The organism is Rhodopseudomonas sp. P1, assembly GCF_039642825.1.
GTDB lineage: Bacteria > Pseudomonadota > Alphaproteobacteria > Rhizobiales > Xanthobacteraceae > Rhodopseudomonas > Rhodopseudomonas palustris_H.
On the sequence record NZ_CP088006.1, the window covers coordinates 3,320,964 to 3,341,757 of the forward strand.

Genomic DNA, 20,794 nt, shown 5'->3' on the forward strand with positions numbered 1-20,794 from the left:
CACTCCGAATGTCTCAGAACAGGGTCTTGGCGGTCATCGAAACCTGCTCGACGATCGGGCCGAGCGCGAGCGCCGGGAAGAAGGTCAACCCACCGATGATCAGGATCACACCGACGACCAGACCGACGAACAGCCCGCCGGTAGTCGGCAGCGTGCCAGCCGACGGCGGCACCAGCTTCTTGCCGGCAAGCGATCCGGCGATCGCCATCGTCGGTACGATCATCATGAAGCGGCCCACGAACATCGCGGTCGCAAGAGTGAGGTTGTAGAAGAAGGTGTTGCCGGTGAGCCCGCCGAACGCCGACCCGTTGTTCGCGGTCGCCGACGTGAAGGCGTACAGCACCTCGCTGAAGCCATGCGGCCCGGCATTGCCCATCGAGGCAACCGCCGACGGCAGAACCACTGCGACCGCGGTCCAGCCGAGATACATCAGCGGAAGCACCAGGATCGCCAGCATCGCCATTTTCACCTCGCGCGCCTCGATCTTCTTGCCGACGTATTCCGGGGTGCGGCCGACCATCAGCCCGGCGACGAAGATCGCCAGCACGACGAACAGCAGCATGCCGTAAAGGCCGGCGCCGACGCCGCCAACAATGATCTCGCCCAGCTGCATGTTGATCAGCGGGATCATGCCGCCGAGGGCGGTGAAGGAATCGTGCATCGCGTTCACCGCACCGCAGGAGGCGGCGGTGGTCACCACGGCGAATAGCGCCGACGCCTCGATGCCGAACCGGACTTCCTTGCCTTCCATGTTGCCGCCGGTGATCCCGAGCGCATCGAGCGTCGCCGTTCCGGAAGCCTCGGCCCAGTAGGCGATCCCGACGCCCACCACGAACAACACGCCCATCACGCCAAGAATGGCCCAGCCCTGCCGCTGATTCCCGACCATCCGGCCGAACACGTTGGTCAGCGCGGCACCGAGCACGAAGATCGACAACATCTGCACGAAATTTGACAATGCGGTCGGGTTCTCGAACGGATGCGCCGCGTTGGCATTGAAGAAGCCGCCGCCATTGGTGCCGAGCATCTTGATCGCGACCTGCGAAGCTACCGGGCCCACCGCAATCGTCTGCTTGGCACCTTCAAGGGTGGTTGCGTCGACGTAGCTGCCCAAGGTCTGCGGCATGCCCTGCCAGACCAGAAACAGCGCATAGGGAATGCAGATCGGCAGCAGCACGTATAGCGTGCAGCGGGTGATATCGACCCAGAAATTGCCGACCGTCCGCGCCGACGCACGCGAGAACCCGCGGATCAAAGCCATTGCCAAGACGATACCGGTCGCGGCTGACAAGAAATTCTGGTGTGTCAGCGCCAGCATCTGCGACAGATAGGACAGCGTGCTCTCGCCGCCGTAATTCTGCCAGTTGGTGTTGGTGAGGAAGCTGATCGCGGTGTTGAACGCCAGGTCCGGCGCCACCGCGCCCTGCTCCGCCGGATTGAACGGCAGCACCGCCTGCAGACGCAGCACCGCGTAGATGATGGCGAAGCCACCGATGTGAAACAGCAGCATCGCCAACGTGAAGGTCAGCCAATGCTGTTCCTGCTTCGGATCGACACCAGCCGCACGATACAGCACGGTCTCGACCGGGCGCAGCACGGGCGTCAGCGGCGTCCACTCGCCAGCAAAGACACGCGTCATGTACCAGCCGAGCGGCTTGACCAGCGCGACCACAACGGCGCCGAATAGCGCGATTTGACACCAACCAATGAAGGTCATGAGAGTCGTCCTTGTTGTGCGTCCGGCCTTGGGTCAGAACCGTTCGGGACGCAGCAGCGCGTAGGTGAGATAAGCGAGCAGCGCCGCTGTCACGGCGCCCGCCAACGCATAGTCGATGGTCATCGCTGCTCTCCTACAAACGCTCGCACGCATAAGCGTAGCCAATCGCCAGCGTGAATAACCCGGCGCACAGCGCCAGCATCAAAATGTCGGACATTGAAGGCCTCATCTGCGACGGGCATCGTCATCAACGCGCCCAACTCGTACCCTGCCGAAGTGCCACTTGCCGCGTAAGTTTTCGAGATCGTCGCTGCGGCGAAGATATATGAAAGCTATAAACGGCCGGGTCGGCGTGCATCCCGTGGGAACCAGCAGGGAGCGATCGGGCCTGGTTGTCGCCGCGGGACGCGACGTTGCTTCTGACGGCTGACCGCAGCGTGTGCCGACGAAGCGGCACGAATTCGTCACCGCGGCAGGCGACGGCCTCGGAGCTCGAGTTCAACCCTCAACCGGTGCAATTTCGCAGCGGCGATCTTGGCTTTGGCCGAACGCAACACACCCCAAAAGCCGCGGAGCAATCGTTGTGCGAGGGACGGTGAAGGTTTGATACGGGGAGCCCGCCGATCGGACAGGAGGCCCGCTGCGATCCGGATGTTTGGCGTCGTTGACATGGCGTCATCCTTGCTATGTGACCGCCACGAGATTGATTGTCGCGCCGTGTGTTTTCCAGGCTGGCGAACCGACCATTCCATAAGCGCCGCATAGCTTCGACCGCCGAACGCCGGCTGCCTATTCTCTCTTTACATTTTCGTCCCCGGGATCGTCTCGAATCCCTATGAGGCCCTCGTCTAGCTTTGCCAACGGCGCATCAGCCGTGAGGAACGATCGTGACCGGGACTTCATCGCTGTGGATCCGCAGCCTTCGCGCTGCTGTCGACACGCTCCGCGCACAGGCCGATCGAGCGACGGCGGGTTGGCTGCGTTCGAAAGCCACACAGGCCGTTGGTCGTCACGATCCCCAGGAGACTTTGCGTATCCCGTCGGACCAGTCGGCAAACGGAAAATCCGGAGAGCGCCGGTTCGCCCGCCCCTGCGCCGCGATCCTTGCACCGGGGATCCCGCTGCTCTTCGTCAGGCATGATCCTGAAGGCGGCTGGATCGTCCTCGACGAAGCCGGACGATGCCGCGGCCGCTTCCTGTTCAGATCGTCAGCGCTCACATTCGCCGGCATGACCACCGGAGAGATCAAGCCGGCGATCGTTCTCGACGATGACCAGGCGGAACGAGGGAGACACACGCGTCTCATGCACTGGCTTCCCTGGTTGAACGACTGGCCAGGGCTATGGAACGCGGCTCGAAAAGCAGTCCGGATGTACCGCACTGGCCGACTGCGCCCCGACCCGCACCGTTCGTTCAGAGCTACGATGGATGACCGACATGCCCACTGATGTTCGGTCGCCACCTCGGTTCAAGTCACCCCGACAAATGAAGTCCTGGGCGTGTCTCTCCGTCCTGGGTATCGCCTCGGCCTCAACGACCCTGCTGATCCTAGGGGTGTCACCATCCTGGATCGCGTTCGCCAACATCGGCATCGGTCTGGCGGCCACGGGGATATCGGCTCGTCCGAAATGGACCGGGACGGCGATGACGGAGGCACGGCCATGGTTTCCGCGCAGGGATAGAAGCCGCGAGAACCGCCGTGATGCTTTCATTTCGATCGCCGCGCAGTTGCTTCCGCGACGCACAATCCAGCGGTTCGAACAGGTGGCGCGGCAGTCAGATCGGGTTCACCGGAGGCGCGCCGAGGCCGAAGTGAGGCTTCGCGATTTCCATGACCGGATCACGGCGGCGTCGATCAAAACGTCGCCCGCCGTCAGGAAACTGCGGGACCATATCGCGGTGCTGTCGATCGAGGCGGTGATGGCCGATGAAGCCGTCCAGATGCTCGCCCGTGAGATGAGAGTAAGTATCCAGAGCCAGTTGCAGGCTGGTACGACCATCGCCCGAGGCAGGCGCCGATCCGACGACCGCTGGATCGATATCTTGCCCGACGATTGGGAGTCCCTCAGACTCGACGCCTCCCTCACCATCGCCCATCACAGCGCCAGCGGAGAGATGATTTACTCGCAGCTTCAACTCGCTTGGCGCGCCGGCACGGTTAACCGCTGATCCCAACGACAGCACTCACACCGTGATCTGCATCCCGACTTCCACCGCACGGCCGGTCGGGATTTTGAAGTACAAGCTGGCGTCGTCCGACCATTTCGCCATGTTGACGAATAGCAGGCCTTGCCACCGCGGCATCTCGGACGGAGTTGCCTGGCGGATCACCCGCCGCGACAGGAAGAACGAGGTGCTCATCATGTCGAAGGCAAAACCGAGCGGCCGGCACGCCACCAGCGCTTTGGGCACGTCCGGCGTCTCCATGTAGCCGAACCGGATCGTGATTTTGGCGAAGCTGTCGTTGACCGGCTCATAGCTCAGCCGCTCCTCCGCGCTGACGCGCGGCACGTCTTCGGTCACGACCCGCAAGATCACGTTCTTCTCGTGCAGCACCTTGTTGTGCTTGAGGTTGTGCATCAACGAGGTCGGCGTCGAGTTGGGATTACCGGTGAGGAACACGGCGGTGCCGCGAACCCGGCTGATCGACGACGAGGCCGAGATCGATGCGATGAAATCGTTCAGATCGATCTCGTCCCGAACCGTCTTCCGCGCCACGATCTTCGAGCCGCGGCGCCACGTCACCATCACGCCCATCAGGCCGACGCCGATCATCAACGGGATCCAGCCGCCGTCGACGATCTTGAGCAGATTGGCCATCAGGAAGATCAGGTCGATGATCAGAAACGGCACGATCACCGCGGTCGCGACCGCCGCCGGCCAATGCCAACACTTCCGCATCACGAAGAACGCCATGATGCTGGTCAGCACCATCGTGCCGGTGACGGCAATGCCGTAGGCCGACGCCAACGCGCTCGAGGATTTGAACGCGAATACCAGATACAGCACCGCGATCAGGAGCAGCCAGTTGGCGCGCGGAATGTAGATCTGCCCCTTCTCGGTCTCGGACGTGCGCCGGATCTCCATCCGCGGCAGCAGCCCGAGCTGGATCGCCTGCTGGGTCAGCGAATAGGCGCCCGAAATCACTGCCTGGCTGGCGATGATCGTGGCGCCGGTCGCGATCCAGACCATCGGCAGCAGCGCCCAATCCGGAAACAGCAGGAAGAACGGGTTCTCCAGCCGCTCCGGATACGACAGCAGCATCGCGCCCTGCCCCAGGTAGCACAGCGCGAGCGACGGAAATACCAGGACCAGCCACGCGACCTGGATCGGCCGCCGGCCGAAATGTCCCATGTCGGCGTACAGCGCCTCGGCACCGGTCACCGTCAGGAACACCGCACCGAGCGCCAGCAGGCCGGCATGGCCGTGATGCAGCAGAAACTCGATACCGTAGATCGGATTGACCGCACCGAGGATATGGAGATTGCCGATCAGATTGGCAGTGCCGGCCACCGCCATCAGGCCGAACCAGATCAGCATCAACGGCCCGAACCACGTCGCAACGGCCGCAGTGCCCCAGCTCTGAACCAGAAACAGCCCGACCAGGATCGCCATGCTGAGCGGCAGGATGTACGGATCAAAGCCCGGCGCGACCAGCTTCAAGCCTTCGACAGCCGACAGCACCGAGATCGCCGGCGTGATGATGGCGTCGCCGTAGAACAACGCGGCGCCCGCCATGCCGAGCAGCGAGATCGCCGCGAACCGACGGCGCATCACGCTCTGCAGCAGCGCCATTAAGGTCAGCGTGCCGCCTTCGCCGTGGTTGTCGGCGCGCATGATCAGCAGCACGTATTTCAAGGTGACGATGATCAGCAGCGTCCACAGCATCAGCGACAGCACGCCGAAGACCATCTCTTCCGTCAGCGCCCCGCCCGCGGACGCGGCGGTGAGGCTTTCCTTCAGGGCATACAACGGGCTGGTGCCGATATCGCCGTAGACGACCCCGATCGACCCCAGGGCGAGCGTCCAGAACGAGTTCGGCTTGGGAGAGTCCTTCGCGATGGCGACGTCGGAAACGGCTTCAGTCATGGCGCCCTGTGACGTTCAGCGGGCCACCTGCCCGCAGTTTCCGGCACCCTGAAATTACGGCGGACGCGACGTCAAGACATCGATGCACGCAATCGTAGCTACGCCTATACGGCTCCTATATCGGGCCCGACGGTTCTTTATGAGATCTTTATATCGGTCTCCTGCAAGGTCCAAAAGGCGCCCCGATCGCCCCTTTTCGCAAAGCTTCACCCGCGCGAACGCTGGGATCGGCTTGTCCCGAATCTCAGCTTCCAACGCCGGCATCAGTCACCTCCACGGCTCCCGGGCCGCATGGTGTACGATGGCTACCCGTGCTCACCGGCGGCGATACGTACCATTCGTTTCCTGACCCGCCTCGGCTCCTAGAGGGATTTCCTGACGTGACGATCACGAGTCCGTGTTCCGACGGACCACCCCGCATGTCATCCCCGATTTACTACGCGTCGCGCCGGCCTAGTGTCACAGCGCGGTCGCGTGAACTACGCGACGCAACAAGAGGGTCATCTAATGGTCGACGATTCGAAAAAGGTCTGGCCCACGGGTCTGACGATTGCTGAATCCGAGGAAATCCACAAGCACGTGATCGATGGCGCGCGCATCTTCGTGGCGATCGCGATCGTGGCGCACTTCCTGGCGTATGTGTATTCGCCTTGGCTGCACTAAGGAGCCACTGAGATGAATCAAGGTCGTATCTGGACCGTTGTCAGTCCGACAGTCGGTCTTCCGTTGCTGCTCGGCAGCGTGGCTGTCATGGCTTTTGCCGTGCATTTCGCGGTCCTCGAAAACACCTCGTGGGTGGCCGCTTTCATGAACGGTAAGTCCGTCGCTGCGGCGCCCGCACCAGCGGCGCCGGCCGCGCCGGCTAAGAAGTAACTTCCCGTTCCTGAGTGACGGAGGGAGCCCGCAGCGACGGCTCTGTCCTCCTGGAGAGTCCGAGACCTCGGAGCTCCCTCCCGATCTCCCCCTTGTTGCCCTTGCCGGCGCGGACAGCCGATTGACGAGGCCATGACCTCGCCCGCGAGAATGCGGTCGGGCGCCGATCGTCTACAAATCCACTCTTCCGGCGATATCCCATTCCCGCGGCGTTGCCGACGGCCAACGCGGTCGCGCGATGCGGCACGCAGGCGCCAATGACGAGGTCGGATGATGTCGTCTGGCGGGCACATGCCCCTGCGGCCAAGGACGCACCGCAAGAGAGCTCGAAGCAGCAGTCATGCAACAGGCTGGGAGGAAGGATGTCCGAGTCCGCAGGCGGCACCTCAACAGTGCCGCCTGCGCCGTAAGCAACTCGGGAGGTGCGCGAGATGGCAGGCTCGCTAAATCTTCGAGTTACCGCGGACTGTCGACAGTGATGGCTGAAAACACTGCCGGCAGAGGGAAAACGGACGGTCGGCTCCGCACTCAGGTTCTGGTCAGGAACAGCGTGTTGCTGTCCACCAGCAGAGGCGTGCCGGAGAACGAACTGTAGGCGCCCTTCTGTTCGACCAACAAAGGTGTTCCCGAGAACGACTGATAGGTGTCGCCGTCGAGCAGCAGAGGCGTCCCTGACATCGAGCGGTAGCCTCCGGTCTGCTTGATCACCAGCGGCTCGCCCGAATTCGAGCGGTAAGCGTCCTGCTGCTCGATGATCAACGGCGTGCCGGAATGTCCTTTGAACGGCTGCGATTTACTCAGCACCGGCAGACGCAGCAGCGACGAGAACGGAGCCGCATCGTCCCATGCACGCGGCTTGGCAGCCGGTTTGTTGACGATCGGATTGTACTTCTTCATGATTTCGGTGGCCTTGCCGCCGGCTCCGAAATGCGCAGGCACGATCGCAACAGCACCGCCTCGGCTGATCGTTTCGGCCAGGCTCGCAGCGGTCGCGCGCAGGACGCCGAGCTTGCTGATCGCATTGGTGAGGTCGGCAATGCTGCCGCGGTTCGGCACGGTTCCGTTCGGAAGAACCTGAGCCTTGTCGAAACCGTTCGTCTTCAATTCAGATTCCAGACCCGCAACCTGGCGGACGGTCTCGTAGCAGAGAATGACTTGAAACGTCATGGCATCTCTCCTTCACGTCCCGGGCAGATCAACCGACACCCGCGCGCGGTCGGAAAGCGCGCAGGAACCAGGGAAGAGCCAGGAAGCCTGGCTGACCGCGGTAGCGGGGATCCTCGGATCCCAGCCACCGCAGCAACAGTCAGAGACTGTCTTAGACGGCCTTGATCGAGCTCTCGATCGCGGCAGCCTTACCGTTCATGAACTTCGCGACCCAGGTGGTGTGCGTCAGCACAGCGAAGTGGACCAAGAAGACCATGATGGCAACGCTGCCGAGCAGCAGCGGGAGACCGACGGTCGGCTTCACGACAGTCCAGATACGACCTTGATTCATCTTCGATACTCCTTAGTGCAGCCAGGGCGAATACACGTACGCCAGGAAATGCGCGACGATCGCGATGGCCACGAAAATCCGCGAACCATCGATCACGTGCTTGTGGAGCTCTTCCGATTCCGCGATGGTCAGCCCAGTCGGCCAGACCTTGTTCGGATCGTCTACCATGGATAACCTCCTAAGAGACTAACGATCAGTTTCGTGCTGAACCCGCACGCAGGTAGTTGTTCACTGCTACGCCGAACGAGTGCTCGCGGTGTCAGCAATGGATCTGATGATCGCTCCGCTGTCTGCATCCGAAATTTCGGAAGCGTCTCAGCTCGGCTCTCGTGCGCCCCGCCCCGATAATCATCAAGATTCTGTGATCAGGACGCGGGGTGAACTTACGCCGACGTCTCGAAGCGTCAATTTGGGCTGACAGAAGCGAACCGTCCGTACGATGCTGGATGTTGGACTCCAACGTCAGGATTTCCTGACGTTCCGATTTGATTTGCGCCAACCGACCACGACACCGCCGGGTGTAGTTTTCGCCGTGAAGATGAGGGGCAGCGAGAACGCTTTCGTCACCCCAATCTTGTGCGGTGGATGGTGCGGACGATGGATCAGAAACTCACGCGGCGAGTGCATCAGGGACATCTCCGGATTTTCATCGCGGACGATCATCCGGTGGTCTTGAGCGGGATGAAGACGCTGCTCCAAGCCGATCCCGAGTTCGAAGTCGTCGGCGAAGCAGCGGATGGTCCGACAGCGCTCCGTCGGGCGATCGAACTGCAGCCGGACGTGGCGGTGTTCGATCTGTCGATGCCCGGGCTGTACGGCATGGAGGTTATCCAGAAATACCTCGCAGCCCGTCCCAAGGCTCGCGTCGTCGTCGTCTCGGTGCAGGAGGACGGCGCCAATCTGCGCCGGCTGCTGAAGCTCGGCGTCGCCGGCTACATTCTCAAGCGATCGGCCACCGATGAACTGATCCGCGGCATTCACGCGGTGGCCAAGGGTGGTGTGTATCTCGATCCGGCGATCGCCGGTCAGGCGCTGGGCAGAGTCGTCCATGCCGCGCCGACAAATCTCGGCGAAACCAGCCAGATCTCGCATCTCAGCGCCCGCGAGTTGGATGTGCTCCGGCTGGCGTCGGTCGGGCACAGCAACAAGGTGATCTCCGCCAAGCTTCAGGTTGGGCCGAAGAGCGTCGAGACCTATAAGGCGCGCGCCATGGAGAAGCTGGGCTTCACCAACCGCGTCGAACTGATCCGCTTCGCGCTGGACATGGGCTGGCTGGAAAATTCCGGGTTGTAGACAGCGAAGTCTCCCGTTCTGCAGATTTCGACGGGTCGACAGGGAGCGCCGAAGATTGGCATTTTATTACCAATTTGGTCGGCAGCGGCAGACCTTCCCTCATTCTCTTGATCTTGCGCAAAACGGTGCGCGCGATGGCGGGCCAGCATTTGGGCGGCATCGGTCGTTGAAGGGCGGCACAAGACGCTGCGTGCCCAGCAATCGACACTCAAGCGGGAATGCAATGACCGAAGGATCCGTCGCCAGGCAGCCCGACCTATCGACCTGCGACGACGAGCCGATCCATATCCCCGGTGCTATCCAGCCGCATGGATTGCTGCTCGCCCTCGCCGCCGACATGACGGTCGTCGCCGGCAGCGACAACCTCCCCGAACTCACCGGACTGGCTATCGGTGACCTGATCGGCCGTTCAGCGGCCGACGTCTTCGATTCCGAGACCCACAACCGGTTGACGATTGCCTTGGCCGAGCCGGGAGCAGCCGTGGGAGCGCCGATCGCGGTCAGATTCTCGGTGCGAAAAGGCGGTGACTTCGTCGGCTCCTGGCACCGCCACGATCAGCTCGTCTTCCTTGAACTCGAGCCTCCGCAGCTGGACGTCGCAGAGCCGCAGGCGTTCTTTCGCCGGACCAACAGCGCCATCCGCCGCCTGCAGGCCGCCGAGACGCTGGAAACCGCTTGCGCGGCCGCCGCGCAAGAAGTGCGCGAGATCACCGGCTTCGATCGGGTGATGATCTATCGTTTCGCTCCCGACTTCAGCGGCGAAGTGATCGCGGAGAATCGATGCGCCGAGGTCGAGTCGTATTTCGGCCTGCATTTTCCGGCCTCCGACATCCCGGCGCAGGCGCGCCGGCTCTACACCATCAACCCGGTCCGGATCATTCCCGATATCAATTATCGGCCGGTGCCGGTCTCCCCAAGCCTCAACCCGATCACCGGGCGGCCGATCGATCTCAGCTTTGCTATCCTGCGCAGCGTGTCGCCCGTCCATCTCGAATACATGCGCAATATCGGCATGCACGGCACGATGTCGATCTCGATCTTGCGGGGCGAGCGGCTGTGGGGGCTGATCGCCTGCCATCACCGGAAGCCGAACTACGTCGATCTCGACGGCCGTCAGGCCTGCGAACTGGTCGCCCAGGTGCTGGCCTGGCAGATCGGGGTGATGGAAGAGCAAGCGATCACGCGCCAGACGCTCAAAGGCCAGGCGATTCAGCGCAGCCTGATCAACGACATCGAACAATTGCACGATCATCGAGCGGGACTGGCGCGCAACAGCGAAGCGCTGCTCGAGCTGATGGGAGCATCCGGCCTTTGCCTCCACAGCCGCGAAGGCGTGATCACGATCGGGCAAACCCCGCCCGGGCCGATCATCGATCAACTGGCACAACTGGCCGGCCGCTCCGGCGGCAGCGAACTGTTCCAGACCGACAGGCTGTCGACCATCATTCCGGAAGCCGGCGCCTGCGCCGAGGTTGCGAGTGGCGTTCTCGCCGTACCGCTGTCGCGCACACCGCCCCGCCGAGTGATGCTGTGGTTCAGGCCCGAAGTGGCGCAGACGGTGTATTGGGCGGGCAATCCCGACAAGTCGGTGACGGCCGAATCCGGGCGCCTGCGGCCGCGCACCTCGTTCGCCGCTTGGACCGAGCAGACCCACGGCCGAGCAATCGCATGGCAGCCGCACGAAGTTGCCGCCGCCGTCGAAATCCGCGACCTGATCATCGACGTCATTCTGCGCAACACCGAAAAGCTGGAACGCATCAACACCCAGCTCGCCCGCAGCAACGAGGAGCTGGAATCGTTCGCCCACGTGGCCTCGCACGATATCAAGGAGCCGCTTCGCCATATCGAGGCATTCGCCGGTCTGCTCGCCGACAACATCCACGAAATGGGGGATGAGCGCCTCGGCGTCATGGTCAGCGGCATCGAGAAATCGTCGCGGCGGCTGCGCAACCTGATCAACGATCTGGCGGAATTTTCGCAGCTCGGCCGGCGATCGAAGCCGTTGTCCTGGGTGTCGCTCGAAACGGTCCTCAACGAAGTGTTGGCCGACCTGCAGCCGCGGATCGCGGAAGCACGCGCCGAGATCCAGGCCGACCGGCTGCCGTTTGCGCGCTGCGACCATAACCAGATCCGTCAGGTGTTGCAGAATCTGATCGCAAACTCGCTCAAATATCGCGATCCGGCGCGGCCGTGCCGAATTCACGTCTATGCAGAACCGCACGACAATGGCGGGCGTCCCGAGATCGGAGCGGAGCCGGCCATCCGAATCTGCGTCACCGACAACGGCATCGGCTTCGACAAGAAATATATCGATCAGGTGTTCGAACCGTTCCAGCGGCTGCACGGTCCAGACGACTACGAGGGCAGCGGCATCGGCCTCGCGATCTGTCGTAAGATCGTTCAGCGTCATGGCGGACGTGTCGGTGTCGACACCATTGCGGGGAAAGGTTCGACCTTCTGGTTCACGCTGCCGGTTGCGGGCGATCATGGGCAGGATGAACGATGAGCTCTTCATCAAATCCGGGCCCGCCCGATGCAGCCGTGACAGATCCGAGCGGGCGGCTCGCGCTTGACCTTACCGAGTGCGACCGCGAACCGATTCATATTCCCGGCGCGATCCAACCCCACGGCTACCTGTTCGCGTTGGTCGATGCCGATCTGCGGATCGTATCCGTCAGCGCCAACGTGGAGGATCTGCTCGGGCAGTCGCCTGCTGCGCTGCTCGATGTGTCGATCGCTAGCCACATCACCGCTGCCAGCTTCGCGCGGCTGACGCACGTTCTCTACGGCGGCGATACGGCGGCCATGAACCCGATCCGGGTGGACGTCGCGACGTCTGAAGGAGAACGCGCGTTCAACGGCATTCTGCACCGGCACGAATCCCTGGTCATTCTCGAACTCGAGCCACGCGACGAGTCGCGCTACACGAACGAGTTCTTCCGCAGCGTGCGCGTTGCGATCCGTCGTCTGCAGACCGCGGCCGATTTGCCGGCGGCCTGCCGGATTGCCGCCAGCGAAGTCCGCCGCATCACCGGATTCGACCGGATCAAGGTGTACCGGTTCGCGGCCGACTGGAGCGGTCAGGTGATCGCCGAAGACCGTGACACCGGAATTCCGTCGCTGATGGACTTTCACTTTCCGTCGTCCGACATCCCCGCGCAATCGCGCGCGCTGTACACGATCAATCCCGTCCGCATCATTCCGAACATCGGGTATCGCCCCTCGCCGCTGGTGCCTGACGTCAACCCGCAGGTCGGCGGCCCGATCGATCTCAGCTTCTCGGTGCTGCGCAGCGTATCCCCGACCCATCTCGAGTACATGGTCAACATGGGCATGCACGCCGCGATGTCGATCTCGATCGTGCGCGACGGCCGGCTCTGGGGCATGATCTCCTGCCACAATCTGACGCCGCGCTTCGTCTCTTACGAAGTCCGTCAGGCCTGCGAACTGATCGCCCAGGTGCTGACTTGGCAGATCGGCGTGCTCGAGGAAGCCGAAATCGTCCGCCACAGCGTGCGGATGCGCGCCATCCAGAACAGGCTGCTGCACGAGCTCGGCGACGAGCAAGGCCTCACCGCCGGCCTCAGCCGCGTCAGCGACGAAATGCTCACCTTGATGGGCGCATCCGGATTTGCGCTGAGCAGCTTCGACGGTGTCACCGCCTTCGGACGAACCCCATCCGCCGACGAGATCCAGGCTCTGGCGTCATGGCTGTCGCACCGCGAGTCGCGCGGCATCTTTCAAACCCAGCAGCTCTCGGCGAGCTTTCCCGAGGCCGAGGTGTATTCCGACATCGCCAGCGGCCTGCTCGCCGTCCCCCTGGGGCGGGCCTCGACGACGCTGATGCTGTGGTTCCGGCCGGAAGTGGCACAGACCGTGACCTGGGGTGGCGATCCGCACAAACCGGTGCAGATCGGCCCGCGGGGTAAACGTCTGCAAACCCGCGCGTCGTTCGAGGCTTGGCGCGAGGAAGTCCGCGACCGATCGCGCCCTTGGCGTAGCCATGAAATCGTCGCGGCGGAAGAGATCCGCGACCTCGTGGTCGATGTTATTCTCGGCCGCGCCGAGGAACTGGAGAATGCCAACCGCGAACTATCCCGCAGTAACGACGAGCTGGAATCGTTCGCCTATGTCGCGGCCCACGACCTCAAGGAGCCGCTGCGCCACATCGAAGCATTCGCTGGCCTGTTGAGCGATCTATTGCTCCCTGAAGCGCGGAGCCGCCTCAGCGTGATGGTGAATGGGATCGAGGCGTCGTCGCGCCGATTGCGCGCGCTGATCAACGATCTGGCCGAATACTCCAGGATCGGCCGGCAGGCCCGGCCGCTGCATCCGGTCGACCTCAACCAGATCCTGGCCGAGGTGCTGTCCGATCTGAAGCCGATGCTGCAGGATGCACGCGCCGAAGTCATTTCGGAGCCGCTTCCCACGGTGCTATGCGACGGCAGCCAGATCCGCCAGTTGCTGCAGAACCTGATCAGCAATGCGGTGAAGTATCGCGATGCCGAGCGGCTGCCGCGCGTGACCATCGCAGCGACGGTCGATAGCCCGCCACCGGCGCCTACCGGCGCGAACATACGGAGAGCGCGTATCACGATCGCCGACAACGGAATTGGTTTCGATGAGCAATACCGCGAGCAGATCTTCGAGCCGTTTCAGCGCCTCCACGGTCCGGACGAATATCAAGGCACCGGGATAGGACTGGCGATCTGCCGCAAGATCGTCCATCGGCACGGCGGCACGATTTCGGCAAAGAGCCACGTCGGACAGGGATCGGTGTTCACCTTCACGCTCCCGTTGCGCGAGCAGGACACGACGGAGAGCTGAAATGACCCGCGAGCGCACACTTCCGACGGTGCTGGTGGCGGAAGACCACGACTACGACAAGCTGATCCTGACCGAAGTCTTCGCGCGGGCCTCGATTGCCGCCGATCTCCGCTTCGTCAGCGATGGCGAGCAGACGCTGGATTACATCTATGGCCGCAACCGGTTCGCCGGCCGCGCGGACGCACCTACCCCTGCGCTCGTACTGCTCGACCTCAACATGCCGCGGCTCGATGGCCGGAAAGTCGTGCGGCTGTTGCGGCAGGACGAGACGGTGCGGCATCTGGTGGTGATTGCACTGTCGACGTCGGAAAGTGCCAAGCACATCACCGAAGCCTATTCGATCGGCTTCAACGCCTATCTGGTCAAGCCGGCCAATATCGCCGACTACGTCGAGGCGATCCGCTCGCTCTGGCACTTCTGGATGAACACGGCCTCGCTTCCGACCACGGAGGCTTATCGGCCGTGAGCGCGATCGCGTCCCGTATTCTGCTCGTCGACGATGCGGAGATCGAATACCTGACGATGCAGCGGATGCTGCAGAAGATCCCCGGGTTTCGCGCAACGCTCGACTGGGTATCGCGGTTCGACGAGGCGGCGACCGCGATCGATCGCAAGGAGCACGACCTCTATCTCGTCGACTTTCGCCTCGGTCCGCGCAGCGGGCTCGATCTGATCCGCGACGCGCGTGATCGCGGCAACATCAAGCCGATCATCGTGCTGACCGGCCACGGCGACCCGATGGTCGATCAGGCGGCGACCGAGGTCGGCGCCAATGATTACCTGGTCAAAGGTGAGTTCGATGCCATCGTGCTCGAACGGGCGATGCGCTACGCGACCCGCCAGGCAAGGACGCTGGCGACCCTCGACCGCCGACTGGTGGAATGCCGTACCACAGCGCGGAAGCTGGCCGTGCAGAGCGAACGCCGCGCCGCAGCCGAAGCCGACGTGCTCAAGGTGCTGCGGCAGACCATGATCGACCAGGAAACCGAGCGAAAACGCATCGCGCGGGAACTGCACGACAATCTCGGGCAGATGGTCACCCTGGTTCAATTCGGCCTGGATGCGCTCGCGCGCGGCACGCCCACGGCCGCCAGCCTCGCCGAAAAGGTCGCGTCGCTGAAGCACATCGTCAACGATCTCAGCACCAGCCTGCACCGGGTGGCATGGGAAGTACGGCCGACCGCGCTCGACACGCTCGGGCTCGAAGACGCCGTGTCCCAACTGGTCGCAAGCTGGGAGCCGCATTGCAGCCTGGTGTTCGATCTGCATCTCGGTCTCGGCGAACGACGGCTACCGGCCGATATCGAAAGCGCGCTGTACAGGATTGTGCAGGAAGGCATCACCAATGTGGTCCGCCACGCCCATGCGACCCGGGTCGGCGTAATCCTCGAATTCCGCGGCAGCGACGTGATCTGCATCATCGAAGACGACGGCTGCGGCATCCCTCCTGAACAGGCCGACGAGCATTCGTCCCGCCGGCTCGGACTTGTCGGCATGCGGGAGCGACTTGCCTTGGTCGACGGCACCGTCGAACTGGAAACCGAAACCGGACACGGCACCGCGCTGTTCGTCCGCGTCCCACTCGGCGCGCCGAGCTGATCGGGTTGCCTCAGCCGCCCATCCGCATGATCTGCTCCATCGGCATCATGTTGTGATTGAGGTGGCCCATGATCCAGATCGAGCCGCCGACCACCAGCAGCACGATCAGGCTGCCGAACGCGAGCGCCAGCACGTTGTTGGTGTTATCGGGACCGGTGGTGATGTGCAGGAAGAACACGAGCTGCACGCCCATCTGAGCGATCGCCAGCACCGCGATCGCTACCGGGATGCTCGGCTGCCACACCAGATCCGTGCCGGCGATGAAGAACGACGTCGCGGTGAGCAGAACCGACAGGCCGAGCCCGACACCATAGCCGAGCAACCGCGGGCCGATGCGGACTTCCTCTTCATCGCCGGGCGCGACGTCATAGAGCTCGCCGCCGTGCCCGCTTCGCTGCTCGCTCATGTGCCGCTCCCCAACAGATAGACCATCGAAAAGATCGCCACCCAGATGATGTCGAGCGCGTGCCAGAACAGCGCGAAGCACAACAGCCGCCGGCAGATGTCGGCCCGGAAGCCCTTGGCGAACACCTGAGCCATCATCGTCAGCAGCCACAGCACGCCCGCGGTGACGTGCAGGCCGTGGCAGCCGACCAGCGTGAAGAATGCCGAGAGAAACGCGCTCCGGGTCGGGCCGGCCCCCTGCTCCACCAGGTCGGAAAACTCGCGCAGCTCCAGTCCGAGAAACGCGGCGCCGAGCATACCGGTCGCCGCCATCGCGACCTGAAACCAGCGCTGGCTGCCGACCGCAGCGGCAAGGCTCGCCATGCCGCAGGTGAAGCTCGACAACAGCAGGCAAGCCGTCTCAATTGCGACGTTGCGGAGATCAAACAGCTGCGCACCGGCTGGTCCGCCAGCGGTGGCGCCCGACAGCACCGCGTAGCTCGCGAAGAAGCACGAGAACATCACGATGTCGGACAATAGGAAGATCCAGAAGCCGTAGCCGGCCACGATCCGCTTCGAGGCCGGCCCGGCGTGGCTGGCGCCGACCGACTGCAGCCCGCCCAGATGGTGCGGGTCTGCCTGACCGTGCGACAGCGCGACCTCGGTCATGACGCACCCACAGCGCTCAGCGCCGCCTTGCGCTCGGCGATATTGGCGCGGTCGATCCGTTCGACCTCCGCGGCGGGAATGACGTATTCGTCGTGGTCACGCCAGGCGAACACCACGAAGGTGGCAAACGCGCCGATGCCCCCGAGCACCACCATCCACCAGATGTGCCACACCATGGCAAAGCCCATCACCGTGGCGAAGAACGCGCAGACGATGCCTGTCGGCGAATTGCGCGGCATCTCGATGTCGCGATAGTCCTGCTTGCGGGTTTCGAGGCCGTGCTCCTGCGCCTTCTGCTTCGCGGCCCAATACGCGTCCTCGCCCGTAACATCAGGGGTGACCGCGAAATTGAACACCGGCGGCGGCGACGCGGTGGCCCATTCCAGCGAACGGCCATCCCACGGATCACCGGTGCGATCGCGCAACTCGTCGCGGTGGCGTATGCTGACGACGAACTGCGCGATCTGCAGCACCACGCCGATGCTGATAATCCCGGTGCCGATCGCCGCCACGATCATCCAGGGATGCCACGCGGCGACGTCGTAGTGCTGCAGCCTACGCGTCATACCGAGCAGGCCGGCGACATACAGCGGCATGAAGGTGACGTAGAAGCCGATCAGCGTGAACCAGAACGCGGCCTTGCCGAGCCCCTCGTGCAGGCGGAAGCCGAATGCCTTCGGAAACCAGTAGGTGTAGCCGGCGAACGCGCCGAACAGCACGCCGCCGATGATGACGTTATGGAAATGCGCCACCAGAAACATGCTGTTGTGGAGCTGGAAGTCGGCCGGCGGCACCGCAACCAGAACGCCGGTGAGCCCTCCGATGATGAACGTCACCATGAAGCCGACCGCCCACAGCATCGGAGTCTCGAACCGGATCCGGCCGCCATACATTGTGAACAGCCAGTTGTAGATCTTCACGCCGGTCGGCACCGCGATGATCATGCTGGCGATGCCGAACACCGCATTGACGGTTGCCCCCGCCCCCATGGTGAAGAAGTGGTGCAGCCACACCATGAACGAGATGATGCAGATCGCCATCGTCGCCAGCACCATCGAGCGATAGCCGAACAGCGGCTTGCCGGAGAACGTCGACACCACTTCGGAGAACACGCCAAACGCCGGCAGCACCAAGATATAAACCTCCGGGTGCCCCCAGGCCCAGATCAGGTTCATGAACATCATCATGTTGCCGCCGGCCTCGTTGGTGAAGAAGTGAAAGCCGAGGTAGCGATCGAGCAGCAGCATCGCCAAGGTGGCGGTCAGGATCGGGAATGCCGCGACGATCAGCAGATTCGAGGCCAGCGTCGTCCAGCAGAACATCGGCATCCGTAAGTAGGTCATGCCGCGGGTCCGCAGCTTGAGAACCGTGGTGACGAGGTTGATCCCAGCCACCAGCGTACCGATGCCAGAGATCTGCAGTGCCCAGGCGTAATAGTCGACGCCGACGCCGGGCGAATAGCTCAGCTCGGACAGCGGCGGAAACGGCAGCCAGCCGGTGCGGGCGAATTCGCCGATCACCAGCGAAAGGTTCACCAGCAGCGCTCCGCTCGCGGTCAGCCAGAACCCGACCGAGTTCAAAGTCGGAAACGCCACATCACGGACGCCGAGCTGCAGCGGCACCACCAGATTCATCAGCCCGATCACGAACGGCATGGCGACGAAGAAGATCATGATCGTGCCGTGCGCCGAGAAGATCTGGTTGTAGTGCTCGGGCGGCAGATATCCCGGCGACTGGTAAGCGACCGCCTGCTGGGTCCGCATCATGATCGCATCGGTTCCGCCGCGCAGCAGCATCACCATCGCCAGCAGCACGTACATCACGCCGATCCGCTTGTGATCGACGCTGGTGATCCATTCATGCCAAAGATACGGGAAGTAGCCCTTGATCCCCGCCCACAGCAGCGTGGCGAGGATCGCCGCCATCACGATCGCCGCCGCGATCAGCGGGATTGGCTGATCAATCGGAATGGCCGACCAGTCGAGCTTGCCGAGCATATCGCGTTGGCTCCCCAATTCACTTCGATGTGGGACGGCGCGCCTTGTTCGGTCGGCCGCGGTCCCGGCTGTGGCGGGATTTGCTGGGTGCTGATCGCGTGAAACAGCAACGGATCAGCCAGCCGATAGGTCGGCGTGCCGCTCTCCGGCGCCTGTTTCATCAGGTCCTTGTAGCTGTCGGCGTTGAGCTCGCGGCCGCTCTTCGCAGTCTCGGCAACCCAGTCGGGAAACGCCATGGTCGAGACCACATGCACCGGAAACGTCATGTCGGGAAAGCCGTCACCGCTGAAATGCGACGACAACCCTCGCAGATCGCCCTCGGCATCGGCGCGCAGGTTAAGACGCGTCACCATGCCGTTCATGGTGTAGATCATGCTGCCGAGCTGCGGGATGAAGAACGCGTTCATCACGCTCGCCGACGTCAGCTCGAACTGCAGCGACACGCCGACCGGCACGGTCAGCGTGTTGACCGTCGCGACGCGCTGATCCGGGTAGATGAACAGCCACTTCCAGTCCATCGACACCACCTGGATGCGGACCGGGCTGCCGGTGCCTTCGACCGGTGCGGCAGGATCGAGCTGATGCGATCCGATCCAGGTGACGCCGCCGAGCAGGATGATGGTCAGCGTCGGAATCGACCAGACCACCAGTTCGATCCGGCCCGAATAGGTGAACTCCGGCCGATGTCTGGCGCGCGGATTGGAAGCGCGGAACCAGAAGGCGAACGCCAGGATCGCGACGATCGTCGGCACCACGATCGCCAGCATGATCACAACGGAGTCGATCAGGATGGTCGAGTTCCCGTACGCGACCGGACCTTGCGGGTCGAGGATGTTCATGCGCGCGGCGATGCTTCAATGGACGGGATCGTGCCCGCTAACCCGGATCCTCCACGGCAGTTCCTATCCCCTTGCAGTGCCCCCTGCGGAACTGGTCTTCCGCGCTCGGGTTGACCCGCGATGTGCGCCGTTGCGCCAAATGAAATTCGAGGTGAATCGATGTGCCGCTGGCTGGCATACCGCGGAGAAGAAACGTCATTCGACAGCTACGTCACCGAACCGGTCCACTCCCTGATCAATCAGAGCCTCCGCGCCCGGGAATCCGCCGGAAGCACCAACGGCGACGGCTTCGGGCTCGGCTGGTACGGCATTCATCCCGAGCCGGGGCTTTATCGCGAGACCCGGCCGGCGTGGTCGGACGAGAACCTGCGTTATCTCTGCCGGCACCTGCAGTCGCACATGTTCTTCGCCCACGTCCGCGCGGCGACTGGAACGGCGGTGACGCGGCAGAACTGCCACCCGTTCGCGTGCGGACGGTGGATGTTCATGCACAACGGCTTCATCGGCAGCTGGAGCCGATTGCGGCGCAAGGTCGAGGCGATGATTCCGGATCATCTGTATCCGTCGCGGCTCGGCACCACCGATTCCGAAGCGGTGTTTCTGGCAATGATGGGCGAAGGCCTGGAGCACGATCCGATCGGCGCGACGCAGCGCGTGATGCGCGCGCTGAGCGCGTTGGTCGACCAAGACGGCCTGCGCGAACGGTTGCGGTTTACGTCGGCGCTGGCGAACGGGCACGATCTCTACGCCTTCCGCTTCGCGCACAACGACACCGCCAACACACTGTATTATCGCGATGACGGCCCGCTGGTCGTGGCGTCGGAGCCGTTCGACACCGAACAGCATTGGTCCGAAGTCCCTGCTAATCACGTGCTGATTTCACGCCCCTCGCGGCCGGTCGAAATCCGCCCGTTCGTGCTCCCAACGGCGCATCTGCCGCAGGAACCCACGGTTGCCCAGAATGTTGTCGAGCGAGCTTAAAACATCGGCAACGGAGGCCCCGGAGAAA

21 protein-coding genes are annotated in these 20,794 nt (G+C 63.2%); 10 read left to right on the plus strand and 11 right to left on the minus strand.

From position 1 onward, the window contains the following. Nucleotides 1-13: 13 nt before the first annotated feature. Together kdpA and LRC39_RS15385 are read right to left on the minus strand one after the other, a co-directional pair. The gene (kdpA, locus tag LRC39_RS15380) at nt 14-1,717 is read right to left on the minus strand and encodes a potassium-transporting ATPase subunit KdpA (RefSeq protein ID WP_346294867.1); all 1,704 of its coding nucleotides are present in this window, start codon (nt 1,715-1,717) and stop codon (nt 14-16) included. A 33-nt stretch (nt 1,718-1,750) separates the two neighbouring features. Then, nucleotides 1,751-1,840, minus strand: a complete 90-nt coding sequence (locus tag LRC39_RS15385) for a K(+)-transporting ATPase subunit F (protein WP_107344886.1) — start codon at nt 1,838-1,840, stop codon at nt 1,751-1,753. Between the two features lie 764 nt (nt 1,841-2,604). On the opposite strand from LRC39_RS15385, the gene LRC39_RS15390 reads away from it, so the two are divergent. Together LRC39_RS15390 and LRC39_RS15395 are read left to right on the plus strand one after the other, a co-directional pair. Next, nucleotides 2,605-3,165, plus strand: coding sequence for a hypothetical protein (locus LRC39_RS15390; RefSeq protein ID WP_346294868.1), 561 nt, complete (start codon nt 2,605-2,607; stop codon nt 3,163-3,165). Beyond that, the gene (locus LRC39_RS15395) at nt 3,146-3,886 is read left to right on the plus strand and encodes a hypothetical protein (protein ID WP_346294869.1); all 741 of its coding nucleotides are present in this window, start codon (nt 3,146-3,148) and stop codon (nt 3,884-3,886) included. The genes LRC39_RS15390 and LRC39_RS15395 overlap by 20 nt, the downstream gene beginning before the upstream one ends. 15 nt (nt 3,887-3,901) lie before the next feature. On the opposite strand, the gene LRC39_RS15400 is transcribed toward LRC39_RS15395, so the two are convergent. Next, a complete protein-coding gene (locus LRC39_RS15400; protein WP_264073717.1) occupies nt 3,902-5,806 on the minus strand; it encodes a potassium transporter Kup in 1,905 nt (634 codons plus the stop codon). Between the two features lie 507 nt (nt 5,807-6,313). On the opposite strand from LRC39_RS15400, the gene pufB (LRC39_RS15405) reads away from it, so the two are divergent. After that, nucleotides 6,314-6,469 carry a light-harvesting antenna LH1, beta subunit gene (gene pufB, locus LRC39_RS15405; RefSeq protein ID WP_011158557.1) on the plus strand — a complete coding sequence of 52 codons (156 nt, stop codon included), beginning with the start codon at nt 6,314-6,316 and terminating at the stop codon, nt 6,467-6,469. Between the two features lie 12 nt (nt 6,470-6,481). Then, complete coding sequence (locus LRC39_RS15410) at nt 6,482-6,679, plus strand: light-harvesting protein (RefSeq protein WP_107344888.1); 198 nt, start codon at nt 6,482-6,484, stop codon at nt 6,677-6,679. Nucleotides 6,680-7,207: 528 nt separating this feature from the next. Here the strand turns inward: LRC39_RS15410 and LRC39_RS15415 are convergent. The 4 genes from LRC39_RS15415 to LRC39_RS15430 all read right to left on the minus strand — a co-directional run bounded on the left by LRC39_RS15415 (nt 7,208) and on the right by LRC39_RS15430 (nt 8,840). Continuing rightward, nucleotides 7,208-7,846, minus strand: a complete 639-nt coding sequence (locus tag LRC39_RS15415; RefSeq protein WP_346294870.1) for a hypothetical protein — start codon at nt 7,844-7,846, stop codon at nt 7,208-7,210. 151 nt (nt 7,847-7,997) lie between these two features. Beyond that, the gene (locus tag LRC39_RS15420) at nt 7,998-8,177 is read right to left on the minus strand and encodes a light-harvesting protein (protein WP_011158559.1); all 180 of its coding nucleotides are present in this window, start codon (nt 8,175-8,177) and stop codon (nt 7,998-8,000) included. Nucleotides 8,178-8,189: 12 nt separating this feature from the next. Next, nucleotides 8,190-8,345: a light-harvesting antenna LH1, beta subunit gene (gene pufB / locus LRC39_RS15425; protein WP_011158560.1), complete on the minus strand. Its 156-nt coding sequence runs from the start codon at nt 8,343-8,345 to the stop codon at nt 8,190-8,192. A gap of 294 nt (nt 8,346-8,639) precedes the next feature. Next, nucleotides 8,640-8,840: a hypothetical protein gene (locus tag LRC39_RS15430; protein WP_346297565.1), complete on the minus strand. Its 201-nt coding sequence runs from the start codon at nt 8,838-8,840 to the stop codon at nt 8,640-8,642. Here LRC39_RS15430 and LRC39_RS15435 point away from each other — a divergent pair. From LRC39_RS15435 to LRC39_RS15455, 5 genes are all read left to right on the plus strand, one after another. After that, nucleotides 8,763-9,470: a response regulator transcription factor gene (locus tag LRC39_RS15435; protein ID WP_263988739.1), complete on the plus strand. Its 708-nt coding sequence runs from the start codon at nt 8,763-8,765 to the stop codon at nt 9,468-9,470. The genes LRC39_RS15430 and LRC39_RS15435 overlap by 78 nt on opposite strands. 223 nt (nt 9,471-9,693) lie before the next feature. Beyond that, nucleotides 9,694-11,976, plus strand: coding sequence for an ATP-binding protein (locus tag LRC39_RS15440; RefSeq protein ID WP_346294871.1), 2,283 nt, complete (start codon nt 9,694-9,696; stop codon nt 11,974-11,976). Further along, nucleotides 11,973-14,297, plus strand: a complete 2,325-nt coding sequence (locus LRC39_RS15445; protein ID WP_346294872.1) for an ATP-binding protein — start codon at nt 11,973-11,975, stop codon at nt 14,295-14,297. Before LRC39_RS15440 ends, LRC39_RS15445 begins: the two co-directional genes overlap by 4 nt. Before the next feature lies 1 nt (nt 14,298). After that, nucleotides 14,299-14,763 carry a response regulator gene (locus LRC39_RS15450; protein ID WP_107344893.1) on the plus strand — a complete coding sequence of 155 codons (465 nt, stop codon included), beginning with the start codon at nt 14,299-14,301 and terminating at the stop codon, nt 14,761-14,763. Further along, nucleotides 14,760-15,896 (plus strand): ATP-binding response regulator, encoded by a 1,137-nt coding sequence (locus LRC39_RS15455; protein ID WP_346294873.1) that lies wholly within the window; start codon nt 14,760-14,762, stop codon nt 15,894-15,896. The genes LRC39_RS15450 and LRC39_RS15455 overlap by 4 nt, the downstream gene beginning before the upstream one ends. A gap of 10 nt (nt 15,897-15,906) precedes the next feature. Here the strand turns inward: LRC39_RS15455 and cyoD are convergent, their stop codons facing one another. The 4 genes from cyoD to LRC39_RS15475 are packed head-to-tail and all read right to left on the minus strand — an operon-like array spanning nt 15,907 to nt 19,785. Next, nucleotides 15,907-16,302 (minus strand): cytochrome o ubiquinol oxidase subunit IV, encoded by a 396-nt coding sequence (gene cyoD / locus LRC39_RS15460; RefSeq protein WP_164634781.1) that lies wholly within the window; start codon nt 16,300-16,302, stop codon nt 15,907-15,909. Next, complete coding sequence (locus LRC39_RS15465; RefSeq protein ID WP_346294874.1) at nt 16,299-16,949, minus strand: cytochrome (ubi)quinol oxidase subunit III; 651 nt, start codon at nt 16,947-16,949, stop codon at nt 16,299-16,301. The genes cyoD and LRC39_RS15465 overlap by 4 nt, the downstream gene beginning before the upstream one ends. Then, entirely contained in the window at nt 16,946-18,946 is a 2,001-nt protein-coding gene (gene cyoB, locus LRC39_RS15470; RefSeq protein ID WP_346294875.1) for a cytochrome o ubiquinol oxidase subunit I, read from the minus strand. The genes LRC39_RS15465 and cyoB overlap by 4 nt, the downstream gene beginning before the upstream one ends. Further along, complete coding sequence (locus LRC39_RS15475) at nt 18,892-19,785, minus strand: cytochrome ubiquinol oxidase subunit II (RefSeq protein ID WP_346294876.1); 894 nt, start codon at nt 19,783-19,785, stop codon at nt 18,892-18,894. The genes cyoB and LRC39_RS15475 overlap by 55 nt, the downstream gene beginning before the upstream one ends. 159 nt (nt 19,786-19,944) lie before the next feature. Here LRC39_RS15475 and LRC39_RS15480 point away from each other — a divergent pair, with 159 nt between their 5' ends. After that, the gene (locus LRC39_RS15480; RefSeq protein ID WP_346294877.1) at nt 19,945-20,766 is read left to right on the plus strand and encodes a class II glutamine amidotransferase; all 822 of its coding nucleotides are present in this window, start codon (nt 19,945-19,947) and stop codon (nt 20,764-20,766) included. Nucleotides 20,767-20,794 lie beyond the last annotated feature (28 nt).

Bases quoted from the DNA above. Each gene is read 5' to 3' on its own strand.
- kdpA (WP_346294867.1), bottom strand. From the start codon at position 1,717: ATGACCTTCATTGGTTGGTGTCAAATCGCGCTATTCGGCGCCGTTGTG.
- LRC39_RS15385 (WP_107344886.1), bottom strand. From the start codon at position 1,840: ATGACCATCGACTATGCGTTGGCGGGCGCCGTGACAGCGGCGCTGCTC.
- LRC39_RS15395 (WP_346294869.1), top strand. From the start codon at position 3,146: ATGACCGACATGCCCACTGATGTTCGGTCGCCACCTCGGTTCAAGTCA.
- LRC39_RS15400 (WP_264073717.1), bottom strand. From the start codon at position 5,806: ATGACTGAAGCCGTTTCCGACGTCGCCATCGCGAAGGACTCTCCCAAG.
- pufB (WP_011158557.1), top strand. From the start codon at position 6,314: ATGGTCGACGATTCGAAAAAGGTCTGGCCCACGGGTCTGACGATTGCT.
- LRC39_RS15410 (WP_107344888.1), top strand. From the start codon at position 6,482: ATGAATCAAGGTCGTATCTGGACCGTTGTCAGTCCGACAGTCGGTCTT.
- LRC39_RS15415 (WP_346294870.1), bottom strand. From the start codon at position 7,846: ATGACGTTTCAAGTCATTCTCTGCTACGAGACCGTCCGCCAGGTTGCG.
- LRC39_RS15420 (WP_011158559.1), bottom strand. From the start codon at position 8,177: ATGAATCAAGGTCGTATCTGGACTGTCGTGAAGCCGACCGTCGGTCTC.
- pufB (WP_011158560.1), bottom strand. From the start codon at position 8,345: ATGGTAGACGATCCGAACAAGGTCTGGCCGACTGGGCTGACCATCGCG.
- LRC39_RS15435 (WP_263988739.1), top strand. From the start codon at position 8,763: ATGGTGCGGACGATGGATCAGAAACTCACGCGGCGAGTGCATCAGGGA.
- LRC39_RS15430 (WP_346297565.1), bottom strand. From the start codon at position 8,840: ATGATCGTCCGCGATGAAAATCCGGAGATGTCCCTGATGCACTCGCCG.
- LRC39_RS15440 (WP_346294871.1), top strand. From the start codon at position 9,694: ATGACCGAAGGATCCGTCGCCAGGCAGCCCGACCTATCGACCTGCGAC.
- LRC39_RS15445 (WP_346294872.1), top strand. From the start codon at position 11,973: ATGAGCTCTTCATCAAATCCGGGCCCGCCCGATGCAGCCGTGACAGAT.
- LRC39_RS15450 (WP_107344893.1), top strand. From the start codon at position 14,299: ATGACCCGCGAGCGCACACTTCCGACGGTGCTGGTGGCGGAAGACCAC.
- cyoD (WP_164634781.1), bottom strand. From the start codon at position 16,302: ATGAGCGAGCAGCGAAGCGGGCACGGCGGCGAGCTCTATGACGTCGCG.
- LRC39_RS15465 (WP_346294874.1), bottom strand. From the start codon at position 16,949: ATGACCGAGGTCGCGCTGTCGCACGGTCAGGCAGACCCGCACCATCTG.
- cyoB (WP_346294875.1), bottom strand. From the start codon at position 18,946: ATGCTCGGCAAGCTCGACTGGTCGGCCATTCCGATTGATCAGCCAATC.
- LRC39_RS15475 (WP_346294876.1), bottom strand. From the start codon at position 19,785: ATGAACATCCTCGACCCGCAAGGTCCGGTCGCGTACGGGAACTCGACC.
- LRC39_RS15480 (WP_346294877.1), top strand. From the start codon at position 19,945: ATGTGCCGCTGGCTGGCATACCGCGGAGAAGAAACGTCATTCGACAGC.